Annotated in this window: 13 protein-coding genes; 4 read left to right on the forward strand and 9 right to left on the reverse strand. The window is 42.4% G+C overall.

Going from position 1 to position 20,081, the window contains the following annotated elements; translation table 11 throughout:
• Positions 1-357 precede the first annotated feature (357 nt).
• The 4 genes from QZ918_RS15330 to purL all read right to left on the reverse strand — a co-directional run bounded on the left by QZ918_RS15330 (position 358) and on the right by purL (position 6,017).
• A complete protein-coding gene (locus tag QZ918_RS15330; RefSeq protein ID WP_293336423.1) occupies positions 358-2,058 on the reverse strand; it encodes a pentapeptide repeat-containing protein in 1,701 nt (566 codons plus the stop codon).
• A gap of 205 nt (positions 2,059-2,263) precedes the next feature.
• Entirely contained in the window at positions 2,264-3,139 is an 876-nt protein-coding gene (locus QZ918_RS15335) for an Rpn family recombination-promoting nuclease/putative transposase (RefSeq protein WP_293336425.1), read from the reverse strand.
• 47 nt (positions 3,140-3,186) lie between these two features.
• Positions 3,187-3,441, reverse strand: a complete 255-nt coding sequence (locus tag QZ918_RS15340; RefSeq protein ID WP_293336427.1) for a hypothetical protein — start codon at positions 3,439-3,441, stop codon at positions 3,187-3,189.
• 11 nt (positions 3,442-3,452) lie between these two features.
• A complete protein-coding gene (gene purL / locus QZ918_RS15345) occupies positions 3,453-6,017 on the reverse strand; it encodes a phosphoribosylformylglycinamidine synthase subunit PurL (protein WP_293336429.1) in 2,565 nt (854 codons plus the stop codon).
• Between the two features lie 519 nt (positions 6,018-6,536).
• Here purL and QZ918_RS15350 point away from each other — a divergent pair.
• Positions 6,537-7,136, forward strand: a complete 600-nt coding sequence (locus tag QZ918_RS15350; protein ID WP_293336431.1) for a pentapeptide repeat-containing protein — start codon at positions 6,537-6,539, stop codon at positions 7,134-7,136.
• A 457-nt stretch (positions 7,137-7,593) separates the two neighbouring features.
• Here QZ918_RS15350 and QZ918_RS15355 read toward each other — a convergent pair whose 3' ends face one another.
• Genes QZ918_RS15355 through QZ918_RS15365 form a run of 3 tightly spaced genes read right to left on the reverse strand, consistent with a single transcriptional unit; the run spans position 7,594 to position 13,256 of the window.
• Positions 7,594-9,906 (reverse strand): dynamin family protein, encoded by a 2,313-nt coding sequence (locus tag QZ918_RS15355; protein WP_293336433.1) that lies wholly within the window; start codon positions 9,904-9,906, stop codon positions 7,594-7,596.
• A gap of 11 nt (positions 9,907-9,917) precedes the next feature.
• Entirely contained in the window at positions 9,918-10,790 is an 873-nt protein-coding gene (locus tag QZ918_RS15360; protein WP_293336435.1) for a hypothetical protein, read from the reverse strand.
• A gap of 57 nt (positions 10,791-10,847) precedes the next feature.
• The gene (locus QZ918_RS15365) at positions 10,848-13,256 is read right to left on the reverse strand and encodes a dynamin family protein (RefSeq protein ID WP_293336437.1); all 2,409 of its coding nucleotides are present in this window, start codon (positions 13,254-13,256) and stop codon (positions 10,848-10,850) included.
• Positions 13,257-13,927: 671 nt separating this feature from the next.
• Between QZ918_RS15365 and QZ918_RS15370 the strand changes: the two genes are divergently transcribed.
• The 3 genes from QZ918_RS15370 (at position 13,928) to QZ918_RS15380 (ending at position 17,556) form a co-directional block, all read left to right on the forward strand.
• Positions 13,928-15,025, forward strand: coding sequence for a flagellar assembly protein H (locus tag QZ918_RS15370; RefSeq protein ID WP_293336439.1), 1,098 nt, complete (start codon positions 13,928-13,930; stop codon positions 15,023-15,025).
• 64 nt (positions 15,026-15,089) lie between these two features.
• The gene (locus QZ918_RS15375; RefSeq protein WP_293336441.1) at positions 15,090-15,692 is read left to right on the forward strand and encodes a hypothetical protein; all 603 of its coding nucleotides are present in this window, start codon (positions 15,090-15,092) and stop codon (positions 15,690-15,692) included.
• A 106-nt stretch (positions 15,693-15,798) separates the two neighbouring features.
• Entirely contained in the window at positions 15,799-17,556 is a 1,758-nt protein-coding gene (locus QZ918_RS15380; RefSeq protein WP_293336443.1) for a DUF3352 domain-containing protein, read from the forward strand.
• Between the two features lie 142 nt (positions 17,557-17,698).
• Here the strand turns inward: QZ918_RS15380 and mrdA are convergent, their stop codons facing one another.
• Both mrdA and QZ918_RS15390 read right to left on the reverse strand, forming a co-directional pair.
• Entirely contained in the window at positions 17,699-19,525 is a 1,827-nt protein-coding gene (gene mrdA / locus QZ918_RS15385) for a penicillin-binding protein 2 (protein WP_293336445.1), read from the reverse strand.
• A gap of 174 nt (positions 19,526-19,699) precedes the next feature.
• The gene (locus QZ918_RS15390) at positions 19,700-19,993 is read right to left on the reverse strand and encodes a hypothetical protein (RefSeq protein ID WP_293145389.1); all 294 of its coding nucleotides are present in this window, start codon (positions 19,991-19,993) and stop codon (positions 19,700-19,702) included.
• Positions 19,994-20,081 lie beyond the last annotated feature (88 nt).

Here is a 20,081-nt window from a genome sequence, read left to right on the forward strand (position 1 = left end):
TAACGAAGCTTTTTCTTTTTCCATGTCTTTTTGTGGCAGTTGTAATTTATTCATTTTTTATCACAGTCAAGTATTGCATATATATTGTACCATAACCTTGATAATGATTTAGGATTGCTATATATAAAAAAAATGGATTGTGACTCCATTAAAGATTGTATGGAAAAGCGCAAGTGGCTAGAGAAGTTTGAGAGCTATAAAGCTGAGTGGGATAAGTGTAAGAAGCAGAAGAAACCTTAGTCCGAAGAATAATGGCTCTTCTAACAAATCAAAGTGCTTTTTTAGAAGAGCCACATAAACTAGATTTTTGGCGTTGCCAGATTTTTAGAAATCCTTATTTTTACTACAATCTGACTTTTAGTGTAGTTTATTGATCAGTTCTACAAAATAGTACTTAATATGGTCATAGGTGTCATCTGAAAGATTATTAGAGTGCTGCTTCTCTTCTGGGATTACCTTCTCTACAATTAGTTTAAGTGCTTCTGCTAAAATATCACTGGGTATTTTTAAATCAGTTAAATCGGTAGTTTCATGGTCTGCGTCGAATTTTTCCAAAGAGTTACAAATTTTTATTAGACACTTGTCAATGTCTATTTTAAGTTGTTCGTTTAAATCGATTACTCCACTATCTAGTTTCGTTTCAGACTGTGTATCTACATAATCTCTAACCCCTTTGCTATTCAATATTATCTCACGGTTAGATTCTAGCCATTGTCTAGCTAGACGATAAGATTCCTCATGAGACTCATCCGCCCTTTGCAGATTTTCCATCTCAGATAGAACTTGCTGATTCTTTTTATCGTTATTTTCTTTATCATCCCAAGCCTTCTTAAGCTTTATTCCTAGTCTTTTCAATTGTGCTTTTCGTATGGCGGAACGTTCCTTATGCTCTTTTTCGTTTTCAATTAAGTTTTCTAAGGCAGTTTTAAAGTCTTTTACAATGAGATTATCTTGCAGACAGACTGAATTATTAGTTTCCATTTCTTTGAGTAATGCTGCAATATTATGCAGCATTTCATGGCTCACTATTTTTCTGTTCTTGTCTACATCATTTTCTTTTATTAATTCGCCTAGTTCATCTGGAGACAGATCCATTGTGGGATTTTCGTCACAAAAACTCTTATCATAGAGAGCATCTTTCCAATCTTTAGCCGAGTTAACTTGCTCTAGAGTTAGTTTGGTATTCCCAAACCTAGTTCCATTAAGCGTAGCATCCTTAAAGATAGCTCCCTCAAGGTCAGCTCCGTTAAAGTGAACTGCACTGAGATCCGCGTTATAAAATTTAGCATTTTTAAGGTTAGCACGAATTAAAAATGCTCCTCGAAGATCAGTATTGCGAAGAAAAGCGTCCTCCAAATCAGTACGCTGCTCTTCATATTTAGATTCATTACTTTGATTATCATAAATGGTATGTCCCAGCTCCTCAAGTTCAGCTCCCTCAAGATTAGCTCCCTCAAAATCAACTCCCTTAAGGTTTGCGCCCTGTAACTGAGCTTTCTGGAGTTGGGCATTCTTAAGATTAGCTCCCTCAAGATTAGCCCCCTGAAGCAGAGCATTTTTAAAACTTGCTCCTTCAAGGTTAGCTCTTTGCAAGTTAATTCCTCTGAGATCTGCTCCATCGGCATCGAGTCCTTTTAGAGAAGCTCCCATTTTATGCAGTTCTTGGATAGCTTGGAATCTTGCGCCACTGGTTTCAGCCCCTATTGCTCCATCAATCAATTGCCATGCTTTAAGCTCTTCTTCTTTTTGGCGCTTGGGTTTCTCCAATAAATATATTATTGCGACTAAAATAACGCCAAAATTTTGGAATTGTCCTAATAATTTTGAGTTGGAAATTGTTTTAATAACCGAATTGTTTTGCTTAATTTGAGGTGTTGGTTCAGGATCTTGCGGTGGCTCTAAAACAAATACAGCCAAAAGAACTACAACCAAGGTTAGCAACACACCATATTTCGTACTATGTCTAGAAAGATGTTCAAGAGGTTTATTAAGTTTCAATTTCAGTTTCAGTAATAAATTTTGAACTTTCAACTTCTTGCCAGATTTGGTGGTTGTCATAGTATTCCCGATCGAGTGTTATGATTATTCTTCCAAAAATCATTCTCGATAGAAGTGACTGAAGTCCGAAAAAACACCGATCGCAATCACAAAATAATAGGACTTATGCACTGTACAAAATAAGCATTTTGTGTATCAACCTAAATACGTCGTTACTATTGTGTGGTGCGTCGCTGCAAGATTGTCGGTGCGACGCACCCTACGGCTAGGTTCTATTCGATCGCAAATTCCCGATTTCTTCGATACTCAATCCCGTTGTTCGACTGATGGTTTCGTCATCGAGGACATCGAGTAACTGTCGCGCAGCCGCCTGCATTGCTTCTTTTCGACCTTCTTCTCGTCCTTCTTCTCGTCCTTCTTCTCGACCTTCTCGATTAGCTTTGATTACAACTCCTTGTTGGTCGTAAATAAACTGTTCTTGCCGTTCGAGGGCTTCTAGTTCGCCAGGATTTAAATTAACTTGATTGGCTATCTCAAAGGCTTGATGGATCTCTGGCACCATATCCATTGTTTGCGGTACTTGTGTCAGCATACTAGCATATTTCATGAAATAAATCCATTTATCGGTCAGGGTTTCTACTTGTGACAATTCTTTGGTGAATTTTGGCAGTTCGACGAACACTAACTCAATGTGATTGTCGATATATTCAATATTTGTTGTTGTTTCTTTGTAAACAAATCGAGAAATTAGCCGATCGCTATTTTTAAACATCTCAAAATCTGTAATTGTCAGTGCAATTACAGGTTGCAGCATTCGGTAGCCTTGTCCTTTCTGTAATTGAGAGGCGTAGGTTTTGGCAGCGTTGTATAAAACTCTCTTCCCGAAAGACTCGACGTTTAATACCTGCATTTCAATGATGACTAAAGTCCCGTCGGCGAGTTGGGCTTTGACATCTAAAGAAGAGTCTTTTAAGCCTGCGATTTTGGGTGGTAAATTAGGATCGATAATTTCTAAGTCTGCAATTGTCAGATTCCCATCGTAGATTGTGGCGTTGAGAAAGCTGATGAGAATGCCTTTGCTGTCTTGGGAAGCAAAGATTTTTTTGAAGGCGTAGTCGGTTTTGGGATTGATGAATGTCATGGTGATAAATCGAAGATAGCAACCGCTATCTCGATTCTATCACCCGTCTAATTGGTAGGGTGTGTCGCTGCGAAAATATTGATAAAACTTGCAGATTTGAGATGGCGACGCACCACACAATAGTAAGGTGCGTCGCTGCGAGATTGTCGATTTGATTTACAGATTTTCGGTGCGTCGCACCCTACGGCTAGGTGATATTCGATCGCAAATTCCCGATTTATTGGATACTCAGCGCCTGAGTGTTGTGTGGTGCGTCGCTTGGAAATTGTCGCTTTGATTTGCAGATTGTCGATGCGACGCACCCTACGACTAATTAGACAGACTCTATTCGACGCTCGATCGCATTCCAGTAACTCTCGCCCATATCAACCATCCCAACCTCAATCAACCCTATATTATCGGCACTCAACACCCGCAAAGGCGAATCAGCACCCCCAACAACGCCGATTTTCTGCCACATTTTCGGTAAATGTTCTTGCAGGTAAGACTCCCAAATTTCTTGATTTTTCGGGGCGACTGAAACAATAATGCAATTGCCCATTTCACCAAACAAAACTTCATCCCAACGGCTAACATCTGCCGAATTCAAGCCCAGATGGATTTCCGCACCCAGTTTAGCAGAGATACAGGATTCCGCCAGGGCGATCGCAATTCCACCTTCCGCAGCATCGTGGGCTGAACATATCCAACCGCTGCGGATTCCGTCGCGACAAACTGATTGTACTTTCCTTTCCAAATCAAAATTGATAGTTGGCGGTTTCCCAGCAATAATCCCGTGAATTGCCGCTAAATATTCTGAACCTCCGAGAGTAGCAAAAGCCAGATTTTTCGGAGTTTCAGTTTTAAATTCAGAATTGGCAGATTGAAAAAATGTCAATTCCTCTTGACTGCTTTCTCCAATTCCCAACACATAAATTAAATCGCCCTTCTTTTGCCAACCTTGACCGCAAATCTTCATCAAATCTGGAATCAAACCCACCATTCCGATTACCGGAGTTGGATAAATCGGTTGAGGATTCCCCTCAGCATCAACCGTTTCATTGTAAAGAGAAACATTCCCGCCAGTCACAGGTGTTTTTAACTCGCGACAAGCATCAGCAATCCCGCGACAAGCTGATGCTAACTGCCAATATCCTACAGGTTTTTCGGGACTGCCAAAATTGAGATTGTCCGTGACTGCCAGCGGTTCAGCACCCACACAACTTAAGTTTCTCGCTGCTTCCGCTACGACTGCTTTTGCACCTTCATAAGGATCGAGATAAACATAGCGAGAATTGCAATCAACCGTCGCCGCAACTCCGGGAATAACCCCCCCCGGCCCCCCCTTGCTAAGGGGGGGAGAAAGTTCGAGAGTTTCTCTTCCTTGTGCCTTCTTAAATAAGGGAATAGCTTCTGCTTCCTCTTGTAGCGTCGCCTTAGTAAGGGCGGGTTCTCCCTCTTGTAGCCCCCCCTTACCAAGGGGGGGTTGGGGGGGTTCTTTTTGACACGGTTCCAGAGGCCGCAATCTCACAACAGCAGCATCGGCACCACCGGGCAACAGCACAGTATTATTTTGCACCTGATGGTCGTATTGGCGATAAACCCAGCGTTTTGAAGCGATGGTGGGAGTATCCAAAAGCGTCAGCAAAATCTGATTCCAAGTTTGGAAATCACCCTGAACTTCGATACCGGCTGCGGTGCATTCCGGCAACTTGTCAGCCGTCCATTCCCATGCTTTTCTAGCATATTCTGGCGCTTCAGTCAACAATTCGCGGTGATAAATTGGCGTATTATCTGCCAAAGCAGTCGCGGTAATTTCGGCAGCGATTTCGCCTTTAAACAGAATTCGGACGATCGGCTCTTCGATGACTGTCCCCGCGACTACGGCGTGCAATCCCCAGCGATGAAAAATATCAATTAATTCCTGTTCGCGTCCTTTATGGGCGACAAACAACATCCGTTCTTGCGATTCCGAAAGCAGGTATTCGTAGGGAACCATGCCGCTTTCTCGAACCGGAACTTTATCTAGATCGAATTCAATTCCGACACCACCTTTGGCTGCCATTTCCGATGTCGAACAGGTGATTCCGGCCGCGCCCATATCTTGGGCGGCGACGACAGCACCAGTTTTAAATGCTGCCAAACAAGCTTCAATTAAAGATTTTTCGAGAAACGGATCTCCTACTTGAACGGCGGGGCGGTCGTCCATCGATTTATCAGTCAATTCTGCACTAGCAAAACTTGCACCTCCCATGCCATCTCTGCCAGTAGTTGAACCGACATAAAGCACAGGATTTCCAATTCCCGATGCACCAGATTTAACTATTTCTTGAGTTTCCATCAAGCCCAAGGCCATGACATTAACTAATGGATTGCCAGCATAGGCATCATTGAAATAAACTTCGCCGCCAACTGTGGGTACCCCAATGCAATTTCCGTAGTGACTGATTCCCGCTACAACACCTTTAAACAATCTCTGAGTTTTGCTATCATCTAAATTGCCAAAGCGGAGGGAATTCAAAAGTGCGATCGGGCGAGCACCCATTGTAAAGATATCGCGGAGAATTCCACCGACGCCGGTTGCAGCACCTTGAAAGGGTTCCACTGCTGAGGGGTGGTTGTGGGATTCAATTTTGAAAGCAAGTTGCAACCCATCTCCCAAATCTACGACACCGGCATTTTCTCCCGGGCCGACCAGAATGCGATCGCCCTCTGTGGGAAACTGTTTTAATAGCGGCCGCGAATTTTTGTAGCAGCAGTGTTCGCTCCACATCACGCCGAACATTCCCAATTCTGCTTTATTGGGATGGCGGCCGAGTCGCTGAACGATTTCTTCGTATTCTTCGGGTTTGAGTCTTTCGGCGGCAATTTGTTCCGGGGAAAATGGGAGGTTTGACATAATAATTGCGATGTTTTGTAGATTTTACATCCCGACTTGGGATTTTGTTAATCAGGACTTAGGCATTTCCGACCAAACAAACCGGGTTTTTTATTTTATCTGCGGGTTGGAAGGAAATCTTTTGGCTAAAAAACCCGGTTTCTGACAACTCTTGCATCCAGGAGTGTTAATGCGAATTTCTAGGATGGCGGAGTTTGTTGATAACAGCGTTCAGATTTTAATTTCTAGCATGGATTGAAGGGGCTGCATTGTTGTTAACTCAATCTCAAAGATGGTAGCAGTTTTTTGTCGCTCCGATGAGTTCCTAGGACGCGATCGATCGTACAGGGAAATCGACAAGTTACCAAATATCAGATAATAATTGACATATATCTTGTTTTCTGCTAAAGCAGCCGCGCCCAACAGTTAAGATATTATTAATTCCTCAAACCCTTGTGGAAGATTCCCTCTTCCCTCTTCCCTCTTCCCTCTTCCTTCGTGTCCTTCGCGTCTTCGCGGTTCATACTTCCATCTTCACTTATGACTCAAAATCTCAACTTTGCCAACCAAAACTTGCGGAACCGTTCATTTAAAGGGCTGGACTTATCAGGGGCGAACTTCAGCGGTTGCGACATTCGAGGCTGCAATTTCACAGGGGCGATTTTGAGGGGGGCAAATTTTCAAGGCGTCAGAAGCGGACAAAGCCGCCGCCGAGTAAAAAAATTGATTGCTAGGGCTGGCGTAACAGCGGTGACAGTGACGGCTGCTGGGGCTTTGATTGGACTCATTGGCGGAGTGGATGCGGGGGCTGTGGCTGTAGCGGGGACTGCTGCGACGGCGATTGCTGCGACTCGGGGCGAGGCGGGAATTGTGGCGGGGGCTGTGGCTGGGGCTGCTGCTGCGATCGGCGCTAACGGTATTGTGACATTTTTGGGTGGGGATACTCTCAGGGGAATTGGTTTATTTTTGGTTTCTGGGGTTATTTTGGGGTTAACTGCGATCGGCTTTTTTATCGCGGTTGAAGAAATCGAAAAATTGTCAGTAACGTCGTTTAGAAAAGCTGATTTAACTGGCGCTATATTCGATCCGGGGGCGGTTCTCGATGCCGATTTTTCCGATGCGCGAGGTTTACCGTGGTAAGCTGCACAATTGAATGAATTATTTTTGCTTGTTATGGCGATCGTACTAGCTTTAAGATTTCAAAGTTTTGTGACAGTTCTAATTTTTGGACAATTATTGACGTAAAGGCGATCGATCGATCAAAGCAAACAAATACATCAAACATACTCCCCATCGGATTTATGGGTTTTAGGGCGGTATGAAAGCACGTCCGCCTTACTGGGAGGACGTTAAGTGTGCGATCGAGGCGGGGATTATTCCGGCGATTTAGAAGCTGATTGATGATGGTGGAAGATGTTTTGGGCGATCGTACCCACAGACTTATGTTAAATTAGACCTCTTGCAAAAATCGCTAAGACGGGCAAGATGCCCATCCCACAAAAATCATCTTTTCTTGTGGAATTGGCCGGAGAGCCCGTCCTAAAATTTGATTAAAAGGACTTTTGCAAAAGGTCTATTTTCCTGTATTTTCAGTCACTCACAGTACCTCCGGCGAACGACTTCTTTTTAAAGCAATAGATAATTGCCTCAATCGTTCGCTAACTTCTAAATTCGATTCTTGTGACTTCAAGTTATCAGGTATTTCAGCAAACAGAATAGAATTTCCCTGCAACCATTCATTGAGAGCAACCCCAGTCCAAGTACCTTCTTTGTCTCTAAAACTATCAACTAAACCCTTTAGTTCTTGAATACAGTATGACTCGAAACCAGACGCACCGAAAATTGCATAGCGTAGGTATTCTTCAAAAGCATTAATATCATTCTCTACCTCAAAAACTACAGATTCTTGTGAAGATATGAGGTCTTTAGAAACATCTACTACTATCTGCGTTGCTACCCCAGCAATTTGTCTTGCTACTCCTGGCACTCCCAAGACTTGTTGCCGAAGCTCAGGATTAAATAGTAAATCAGATCCATATTTTACATATTTTTTAAGAGTTTTAAAGGCAGCCTCTTCGCCAGTATAGTAGTTATCAACAATTTCAATATCTACTCCTAAACTTTTGATGATTTTATTTCGAGTATCGCTATTCACTGGGCCGCGAATCAGTGCTTCCGCAACTGGACGGGCAAAGCGTAAAAATAATACGCTTAAGCTATTCTCTAGTTTTGCTAAAAAATACTCCTCTGAATTTTCAATAAGCCTGGACTTTACTTGGTTACTTTCCCATAATAAAGTTGTCATGTACTCAACTAATTTTAATGCTTCATCCTTAAGTTCTAAAGCAAGTTGATGAGCAATTGAAGATAGAAGCTTACTAATATCACCGTACAAATGATCGCGCCAAGCAAAATTGGCTTTCATGCGATCGAACTCTGGATTTGAGTTAGCAAGAAAAATCGTATCTTTCTTTTTAAATGTTTCCTCCCTAAGTTTCTTCATTTCTGCCTCAACGATTTGTAAATATCGCTCTCTAAATTTTTCTATTTGAGTGAATGAGTTAGCAGTTGAACTCTCTAAGGGTTTGTTGACAACAGAATATTCGTAGTATTTTTGCAAGTCAGCTTTAATTATTTCCCATTTTTGGTTCCACCATTCTGTAAACAAAACTCGTCGATTATTTTCTTCAAAAAGCTTTGCTTCTTCAGGATTTTCAGGATATTTTTTGCTAACTGTAATATAAATTTCTTCAGAATTGCTGATAATTTTATCGATAGACGCTTCGCATCTTTTCTTTAAAATAGATACACGCTCTGTGTTGATATAGTTAAATATTTTGTCTTTAATTTCTGGAATACCCGTGCCATCTTTAGTGATAATCTCTCGATCGGTAATTCCAGTTAATCTCTTCAACTGAGCTTGAATATTACTTGCGTCCCCAATCTCTAACTTAGTCTGTTCTCCTGCTAAACCATTCAAAATTAAATAGGCTCCCGCTGAACCATATACAATGCGTTCAGGTGGAAGGTTTGCACGCCTTAACCAATCTTGGGAAGCTTCTTCAATATGTGTTTTAAGCGCCTCTGCACTACCTAATGAATCAATCCGACTTAAAAAAACAAACAGCTTGTCAGCAACGGTGACGTTTTTATCGCCAAGTTCTGTGAATTTTATTATTTCTAGTTCCTTTTCTCGGAGGCTAGTAAACCGCTGTACTAATATCACAGCATCACAGTCAGACAGCATTTCTTGTGCTTCGTCAACGTGCTTTGCTAAACCCGAATCCAAACCCGGAACATCATAAAAAACAATCCCTTCAGCTTGAGCAAGTTTGTTAGTATAAAGTCGAGCTTCTAAAACAGCGTGAGCATACTTTTCATCTGCTACATACTTCTTTAGCGGTTCTCTAATATCTTCTAGTCTAGTAAATGGGAAAGTGAGATTACCTTCTCTTCTTACCTGTTGTAAAGTTATTTCGTTGATTTTTATAGTATTTAAGTCTTCTTTTGCCCCTACTTTCTCAAGTTCCTTTAGTAAATTGATAAACTCTTCTTCAGTTCTCGCTTGTACTTCCAGCCTTTGTTCGGACTCATTTTCGACTGAATAAATTTGGGTGGTTGTAAATGTACATCTTCCTCCCTTCGCTGGAAGTAAATCGCATTCCAGCCAAGCATTAATAAAAGTGCTTTTTCCAGCTTTCTCTAACCCCACAACAGCGATACGAAACTCACGCTTTCTAAGTCTTTCAAGTTGGCGGCGAGTTGGTTCTGCTTCTTGTAAAAGTACCTCTTTTAATCGAGTAGGAACTTCAGCCTGGGGTAACATAGCCAAATTAAGCGCGTGTCGCTGCACGTTTAGAGCGTCGCTAAGACGAGCTTCATAGTAAGAAGAGGCTGTTTTCCAATCCATTTTGGGGTTCCTTAAATGCGGTTAAAGTTTTCTAAACCAGATACAGATAGATATTTTAGACAAGCTAATTGTGTAACCATACCTTGTCCATTAGAAGGGAGATTTCTCTTTAAAATATATGGAACTTTCTTCCCAATCATTTCTTCCCCATTATCAATGTTAATCCTGACGTAAATTTCTCTCTGTTCACTAAGAGTTGTAATATCTTCGTCGGTTCTTTCTAACCGCTTCCATGTCGCATCCGCATCTTCTGGAGTTGTACATAGAAAATATAAGGAATTATCTATGAGTTTTTCTATGTCAGAGACATCAATTGGATGATTTTCTCTTACATTTTCTACCACCGATGCTGGTACAACAAGACACAAAGCTACAGGTACAGGAACTTTTGGTCGTGGTGGAGAGCTATCTAATGGCTGATTTTTGCGACTATCTCCTACTTCTCGTTCTTTTTTGGCTTTTTCAAGATATTTTATACAAACAACTGCTCCTACAATTAGACATCCTATAACAACAATCTGAAATAACTTCATTTGAGTATCTTCCCAATTATTACCAAAATTCTTACGTACAGTTTTAACACTCTCTTTCACAGGCTGAATTATATCATTTATCCATTTCTTTTGATTATTAGGATTACTTATGAAAAGCCCAATAATATCAACTGATATAGATAAATCATCTTCTAATGATGCGTAATCTTTAATTTTAAGATACTGACAAACTTCTTGAGCTTGTGAGTTGTCGGCTCCAAGTATTATATATATTACTGTGGACAGAACTCCCTTCTTTTGATTTTTAATTTTAGGATAAATCTCCTCACAAATCGCTTGATACAATTTTTCTATGTTTTGACCTACTGAAAATTGGGGTTGCGTATTCATGTCATTATATTTTTGGGATAGAACACGGATTTTAAATTAACAAAAGCAATTGTCAATTCAGTTAACTTTCCAGATTTTTCCTAAGCTAGAAAACTCTTCTGCTAGGTTTTGAGCTTTTTGTTCCATAGGTTGCCAGACGTTTTTTTGCTTTTCATAATCAATAGTAATTTCTTGGTTTGCCTTATCGAGCCTTTCTTGATAACGGTTAATAATATCACTCTGAACTTTATCTACATTTTTTTTTAGACAATCAATTTGTTCTAGTAACCATCTTGCAACTTGATTTACTCTTTCTGAGTCTTCCCCTTTTGCCTGCATTACCCACCCTTCAAGTAAATTTTCTACGCTTGGTATATCAGCATTATCGCTAGAACGGGTTCGATATTCGGTTTCATAAATGGTTTTCTTCCCTATCCACAATGTATACCAAGTTCTTTTTTGTCTTTCAACCTGTACTGCTTCCTCCCAATTCCCTTTTGTAATAGGAAATCCTGCTTTAAACCTAAAATTAAATGTTAAATGACTCTCGACTTTAATCAGTTCGGATTCAGGAAATTTAATCGCTATGTTAGGTGCAATATCATTGGCTTCATTTTCAAAATAAGACAAATGGCAACGAAACAATTCGGACACAGCCTGATAAATTCTATTTAATTCTTGAGTGGAAATCTGTTTTAATACATCCTGTATAACAATGTTAAGATGGATAGCTAGTTCATTGAGTTCGTCATTAAGTTGTTTGAGTTTATTTTTCTCAGCCTCCGTTTTTGCTTCCATTGTTTTTCCTTCTTTAGCAACGGAAGCCTTGTAGCCTAAACCAACTAAACGGTTCAAGTTTCTTGCTAGTAAATTGACATTTAAAACATTTGCTCTTTTTAAATTCGGACTGTCTAAGTCTACCCTTCCAGTTTCTAAAGACTTTGCCACTGCTTCTAATACTTGGTTAATTCCTTTTTGAAATTCATTTTCCCATGAATAAAGTGGGAATAATTTTTCTCGTAATTCATCGTATGGTTCGACCTGCTGGAGTTCCGAAATTATGGTTCTTATATACTTCACAACATCATCTTCTGACTGTTTTCCAAGAACCTGTTTAACTTTTGTATCTAGTTTTTCAAAAGGCTGTTTTAAATTTGTATCGCTAATTTCTAAGAACTGTTTAAGTGATGCCCTAATCCTTGATATATTTTCGTATTCCTGTTTATAGCGTTCTTCCGAACTATTAAGAATAGCTGTTGTTGTTTGTGTTGCCCATTCCGTTACGGCATTTCCTGCGGATAGATTGAAGCGTTCTATAATTTGTGGGATTACTAACTGTGGAAAGTGTTGAGTAATATGTCCCCTTAAGTTCTGTTGAAATTCCTCTGCATAAGATTTTTGCCATAATGCTTCAGCAACTCGGTTTCGATCGTGTCTAGACCATTTTTGTACGTTACGTGGCAGGACTTCTAATATATCTTCATCAATTAATCCATTAAAATTGTTGTCTGCCTTTTTACAGGCTTCAGCACTATAGATATCATCATTATTTTGGATCTGAAGGGCTAGTAGCGCAGGCCATGTACTAAGTTTGACAACTTGTAACTTCTCAATATCTTCTGTATATTCTTGTAATTGTTCAGTCAATTCGTTTTTTATATCACGTATAGCTTTTTCAACAAAGCGATTTTCTGTTTCAGGCCAATTTTTGTCGGCTCGAAAAACGTCAATCCGATTCAGAGTAAAGAGCATACGTGCAGGAGAACCACCTAAATCTTTTACCTGCTGTACAACTTCTTGCAGTAAACTTTTTACTTTATGTGCATCGGTTTCTGCACTATTGTATGTGACTATGCACAAGGCTTCTCGGCACTGTTTAATAACATCTGCGTTACCTTGATCGCCCACATAGGCCAAACCAGGTAAATCAAGAATTTTTACCCTGGTTCCTTGTGGCAGTTCCAGTTTAGACTCTTTGACAAGCCTGAAAGGGTAAAATATTGTAGATTGTGGGCAAGCTAAATTCGGTTCTTTTTCTCTGTTTTCGATATAACTTATCATTACTTGGTATAAGCGCTGATAAATTTTTTCCTCTCTGATACCTCTCCATTCTCCACATTCCCACAATGCTCCTGGTGTTTCATGGATTATTAGAGACTTTTCCTTGCTATATTCGATAGTGACTGCCCCTGCGCTCATTTCACTTACGGCTACGGGGACAATTTCGGCTCCACATAACAAATTCACCAAAGTGCTTTTCCCACTACTGGTGGTTCCTGTAGTCGCAAGAGTCAGAGTTGGATTACGAAGTTCCTCAACCAGAGTGCTTAAAGCATTGTCTAATTTACTAGAAAGTTCTTGTATCTCAGGCTGATATGTATCTGGTAAATGCTCAGAAATTTCTGTAGAAAAATTATTCCAGTATTTAGCAAGCAGTTGAGCTTGGAATTCTACTTCGTCAAAAACTTTGTATAATTGTTTACTCATGTGTTAAATACTGGTGTTGATAGTGAATATGTATCCTAGTTAACATATTTGAGTCGCAAGTCATAGAGGGCTGACAGCCGCACTGTTTAATTATAACTCTAGGGTATTATAGTATACTTGTAAAGATACGATCGCACTTTCTTTAAATAATTTTAGCAACAGGCTCTTCAGATTTTTGCAGGTCTTAAATCAGATGATCGGCGGGCGTTGCTGAATGCAGGTATGAAACGATCGCCCGCACAGTCAAAAGGCCGATCGCCCGCACAGTCAAACACCTGTTTTGTCCCAGATCTCTGATTATCGTTGAGGTGCGCGAGGACGATCGCACGTTAAGAGTTGATAGACTGACAATTACCTATTCCTCACCCATTCCCGGAATTCTCGCACTGCTGCGGTTGCGCCTGCTGTTTGAGTGCGATCGTCGATCGGTATGTTGCGATTTTGATGTTCCGGTAGTAGCACCATAATTTCTAATTTACCTTGATGATAAGCAATTCTGGTGGAACGTTAATTTCCCAGTTTCGCAAGTAAATCTTCATATAATTTCCAACTAATATTTGGTAGTAAAACTCTTTGTTCAGAGGACGTTGATGTTGTTAATATTTGAGTTGGGTTTGTATTGATGACTATTTGTTTGTGTAAAATAGCACGAAGTGCAAAACATTGACTTTATGACTAAGTTTCCCCACGATCAGTTTGCCAAAGAATACCTTCAGGAGTTATTGTCGCCTCTGGGAGAAGTAGAAACCAGCAAAGATGTCACCGCTGAAGTCAGAGAAATTGATGTCTGGTTTCAACCAACTTCTTTTGAGGGCGAATATGTTGAGAGTTTGGGTTTATTGGGTAAGATGGCTGCTACTGTAGCTGTCATTGAGCCGTTTCGCAATCCGGTTAATACTGAGGGAATCTTCAGTTGTGTGGTAAAACTATTAAATAGTAGGGCTAAACTGGGGCGGCAGACTAATCGAGAAGACCAGCGTTTAGAAGAAAGACAATTGCCGAGGTTGTGGATTTTAACTCCCACTGCTTCGGAACTTTTACTGGACAGTTTTGGTTTTCGGGTTCCCGAAGAGTCAGAGGGCTGGGGGAAAGGAGTTTATTTTTTAACTGAGGTTTGGAGAGTCGGACTAATCGCGATTCACCAGCTACCGAGAAGTCCCGAGACTATGTGGTTGCGGATGTTGGGCCGCGGGCGGGTACAGCAGCAGGCGATCGCAGAACTAAGTGCATTGCCTGTCGATAATCCACTCCGAACTAACGCGCTAGAATTATTGTACATCTTGCAGGCAAATTTGCAAGCGAATACACCACCTATTCCCGCAGGGGATGATGAAGATCAGGAGTTAGTTATGGCAATCGCACCTCTTTTTCAACAACATTTAGAAGCTGCACAACAACAAGGTCGAGAAGAAGGACAGCGGATGATTTTGGAGAGTTTTTTGCAAGTTAGATTTGGGGAGTTAGACCCACGAACTATCGCATTAATTCTACCGATTTCTGCTTTACCTGTTGCCGAGTTTACCTTGCTGTTAGTGCAATTATCTACTCTGCCTGCGGGAGAAACTGAACACCAACAAGTCCAAAATTTGTTGGCTGAAACTGTTTTGAAAAAATATTTTCCTCAAACGGAACAGTCATCGGAAATTTTGGCTAGTATCATCCATGATTTGCTGGCTTTATCTCCCGAAGTTTTCTCATCTTTATTGGCAGAATTACCTCAATTGTCGATTGAAGAACTGACAGCTAGATTGGCACAAATATCGACTTAACAACAAATCAACTGACGGACGATGCCTGTCAATAACAGTAACAGGCATCGCAGAACTAAGTGCGTTGCCTGTCGATAATCCACTCCGAACTAACGCGCTAGAATTATTGTACATCTTGCAAGCAAATTTGCAAGCGAATACACCACCTATTCCCGCAGGGGATGATGAAGATCGGGAGTTACTTATGGCGATTGCACCTCTTTTTCAACAACATTTACAAGCTGCACAACAACAAGGTCGAGAAGAAGGACGGGAAGAAGGCCGGGAAGAAGGCCGGAAAGAAGGCCGGAAAGAATTACAGCGGATGATTTTGGAGAGTTTTTTGCAAGTTAGATTTGGGGAGTTAGACCCACGAACTGTTGCATTAATTCTACCGATTTCGGCTTTGCCTGTTGCCGAGTTCACCTTACTGTTAGTGCAATTATCTACTCAGCCTGCGGGAGAGAATCAACACCAACAAGTCCAAGATTTGTTAGCTGAAACTGTTTTAAAAAAAACTTTTACTCTAACGGAACAGTCATCTGAAATTTCGGCTGGTATTATCCATGATTTGCTGGCTTTATCTCCAGATAATTTATCATCACTGTTGGCAGAGTTGCCTCAATTATCGATTGAAGAACTGATGGCTAGATTGGCACAATCATTGACTGAGAAAAAAATAAACTGACAGCCAATAGCTTGTCAATATTGGGGCGGTTTCTCACAGACACCGCCTCTATATTTTGCAGGTGTCAATAGCTGCGGTCATGCGCTACTGTAGTTAATAATAGACTGTGGTCATTAGTCCTTTTTGTATGAAGCTGCGATCGTTCTTTTCTTTCCTCATTGCTGGCGTCTTGGCACTCTTAGCCTTGAGTGCAGGCGGTTTTTACTGGCTGTCAACCAAAACTCCCCTAAATTTGCTCGCCGGTGGGCCGACAACTACTCCGGCTGCGGCTGTGTTTGTCTCGAAACGATCGCCTGTGTTAGTTTCAATGCTGGTAAATCCCGATCGCCTCGAAGCATTGCGACAAATCTTTGCCTCTCCTGAAGAAAGAAGCCGATCGCACGCTGAATTCGAGCAAATCAAAAAAAGCCTCCTCGTCAATACTAACCTGGATTACAGCCGCGATATCCAACCTTGGATCGGTGACGAAATTACTTTCGCTACCACTACGCCAGATTTCGACGATCGCGAACTCAACAACGGCAAACAAACCGGGTTTCTGCTAGCCGTTTCCTCCCAAAATGCCGATCGCAGTCAAAAATTTCTCACTTCCTACTGGCAAAAAGAATCTCGTAAGGAGAAAACAGTGCAGTCGGAAATATATAAAGGTGTCAAAATATATTATAAAGATTCACCAACAACTAACCCCAAAAAAGATTCGATTTGGTCTTTCAACTCGCTTTCTCTACCGAATTCAACTTTGCCTCCTAGCTTTGCAACAGCAGCAATCGGCGGTAGTTCCGATCCAGGAAGTAAGAGCAGTTTTGTTTTATTTGCCAACAGTCCGAACGTGTTGCGAGATGCAATTGATAACGTAGAATCAGCAAACTGGAATCTCCACAACAGTCCTAACTATCAAAAAGCTTTGCAGCAGCTAACTCAAGGCAGAATAGCTTTAGGATTTGTCAATCTCCCGCAGCCGGCAACCAACCAAAATTCCCAAGTTTCCCCCAATTCCCTGGCAGTTGCGATCGGAGTCAACCGACGGGGATTGCTTGCCCAAACTGCTTTGGTGACATCGGGAGACAAAACAGCAATTCCCACACTATCCGCACCTGTACAAGCCTTGCAGTACATACCCTCAGCCAGTCCTTTCACTGTCGCCAGCACCGATTTAAGGAATTTTTGGACTGATTTGTCGTCGGCGGTGTCAACTAACGCAGAGGCTTCAAAATTAGCCGATCGCGCGATCGCAGATATTCAGCAAAATTCGGGCGTCAATTTGCCGCAGGATATATTTAACTGGGTACAAGGAGAATACGCTTTAGCCGTACTTCCGAGTTCGTCAAGCACTCCCGACTGGATTTTTGCGGCAGAAAAATCTGCTGGTGCTCAAAAGGCGATCGACAAACTCGATGAAATTGCCCGGAGTAAAGAATACAGCATCGGCAACTTTACTCTCAGAAACCAGAAAATTACCGCTTGGACGCAGTTGACAACGAGCCAGAGTTACGATGGAAAAAATAAGAGCAAAAGTGCGATCGAAACTGAAGCAAAAGGAGTTCGAGCCACTGTCGGCAAATACGAAATTTTCACGACTTCGGTAGAAGCAATGGATGCAGCACTCAAAGCAGCCGAAACAGGCTCTTTGGTGGCAAATCAAGATTTTCAAACCAGCATCGAACCGCTACCGCCAGCTAACGACGGCTATTTTTATTTAGACTGGCCCTCCAGCAGAGCAATTTGGGAAAAACAAATCCCGTTGTTGAGGTTAATTGAACTTTCTGCAAGACCGCTTTTTGACCACTTGCGATCGCTCACTGTCACCAGTACGGGAGAAGTCGCAGGAATTCGGAAAGCTACAATATTTATGCGGCTTAATTAGTCAGTTGTTAGTTGTCATATCGTGTCCGGTCAGTTGACCGCGATAATATCCGTTCGTTCGTAGTGCGGACTTCAGTCCGCAGCATATTGCGGACTGAAGTCCGCACTACGAACAACAGTCAACAATGCCCCATGCCCCATGACTACTCAGGGGTTACTACTACCGGGTTGACTGGTGTTTTTGGCTTGCCAAAATAAGCTTGAAACACCTCTTTGGCGATCGGGGCTGCCGCGACAGAACCAAAACCGCCATTTTCTACAACCACGGCGATCGCAATTTCCGGCTTGTCCGCAGGCCCATAGGCCACATACAGCGAGTGATCCTTCTGTCCGATTACCTCCGAAGTCCCAGTTTTGCCCGCCGTTAGTGGAATTGAGCCGTCATTTAGCCCCTGTCCCGTACCGTCGGTAACTACTGCCGCGAGTCCTTCTTTAATCACATTAACTGTCGAAGGTTTCATCCCCGTAGGTACTGGTTTTGTCTCAGGCTTGCCAGTCATAGAAGTCAAAAGATGCGGCTTGACGCGATTACCACCATTGGCGATCGAACCTATCATCACCGCCGCCTCCAAAGGAGTCACCAACACGAACCCCTGACCGATCGACATTGTTACCGTATCACCAGCATACCAAGGTTCTTTATACATTATTTCCTTCTCTGCCGGGGTCGGCATTTGACCGTAATCGCCACCGCCTAGGCCCAACAGCTTCAAATCCGTATCCTTGCCAATTCCCAAGCGGTGTCCCCACTTAGCAATTTCCTCCGGGCCGATACTCATCCCGATTTGATAAAAAAATGTATTGCTGCTGAAAGCCAAAGCATCCCGAAAGCCGATGTTGCCGTAACCGCCACTGTGTTCGTTAAAATCAATTCCCCCCACAGTAATGTAAGACGAAGTACCAATAATTGAGTCCGGCGAAAACTTGCCCGACTCCATCCCCGCGACGGAAGTCACAATTTTAAATGTGCTGCCGGGGGGATAGCCTTGCATGGTTCGATTCACAAATGGATTTTCTTCCTGTTGAAGAGTTGCCCAATCATCCTTAGTGATTTTTCGCGTAAACAGATTGGGGTCAAAAGTCGGGTGGCTGGCCAAAACTAATACCGCACCGGTTTTCACATCAAGGGCCACTACTGCTCCCCGACGGTTCCCCAGGGCTGTTTCGGCTGCTTTTTGCATGGGCAAGTCTATGGTTAGCTGCACTGACTGGCCCGGTTTGGGCGGTGTCTCTCCCATCAGCCGCAATTCTTGATTTTGGGCATTTACTTCGATCAGCCGATCGCCCCACACTCCCGCAATTTCCTTATTAGAACTCGCTTCTATGCCCATCTGACCGACAATCATCCCCATTGGATATTCCGGGTGAGCTTTCAAGTCTTCTGCGGTAGCTTCGCCAATATATCCCAAAACGTGAGCAGCTAAACTGCCTTCGGGATAGTAGCGGCTCGCTTCTGGCCGCACTTCCACTCCCCGCATTTGTCCCACCTGTTCTGCTAGCGGTACAAACAATTCTGGCGGCATCGCTTGCCTGATTCGCACCGGTCTGTAGGACAGAGGATCGACCTTTTTTAATTTATCTAATATTTCTTTAGCCGGGATTTTGAGCAGCGGACTCAACTTTTCTGCTGTCACTTTCCACTCTTCCGTCGTTTGTTCTTTTGGCCACAAATAGACCGATCGAGCTAAATTGTTAGCCGCTAGCAGCTTGCCTTTGCGATCGAGAATGTGTCCCCGATTCGACGGCATCGGTACTAGGCGAACGCGATTGTTTTCGGCTCGTTCTCGGTTTTGCTTGCCTTGTACCAGTTGCAATTCCACCAGCCGGCTAGCGTGCAGGCCCAGCAAACCGGTTGCTACTAGCATTAACACGATCGCCCGGTGTATCGGACGCGACTGTTTCTTAGGAGTTTCCAGAAAAGTTTTGTCATTCGAGCGAAATTCAGAGAGCGCAGAAATTTCTCGTTGCATTATTCTGTCTATAGGTAGATGTCAATTCCTAGATTTTAGATTTCTGATTGTCAATTTTGCAGTATACACGATCGCACCCGAGGCCCTTGCATAGGTCCAATTTGTACCAAGGGGAATTGACCGTTGGGCGAAGCGGAAAGATTGATAATTGGCTTTTGAATAACTAATAACTCCTCATCGAGCGCTGTCAACTAATCCCCCAAGCACCAAGAAATAGCCAGCAAAATCAAAGTCAGGCTGAGCCAAACCGGGAAATGGATCCACCCAGATAGACTCATAGGTAACAATAGCAAAGCCTCGGCGAATAGGGAAGCAATTGTCAATACAGAGGCAAGCAGTATCAAATTTATCATTTTGACACCGTACAATTGCGGATGCGAGCAGGGCGCGTGTGGCAGAACCGGGAGTGGCACGAGGAAGGGCGATCGCACAGGTGTTGTTCTGATAAAAATAAGGAAGAGAAACCAAGAGGTTTTGAACTAATTAAAAAAAAATGTTCTTCCTCTCCTAGTTCGGATTCTTGGGGCTGCGATGGGTGAATTCTGAGTTGTGATTT

The sequence above is a fragment of the Microcoleus sp. CAWBG58 genome (assembly GCF_020883045.1).
Classification (GTDB): domain Bacteria; phylum Cyanobacteriota; class Cyanobacteriia; order Cyanobacteriales; family Microcoleaceae; genus Microcoleus.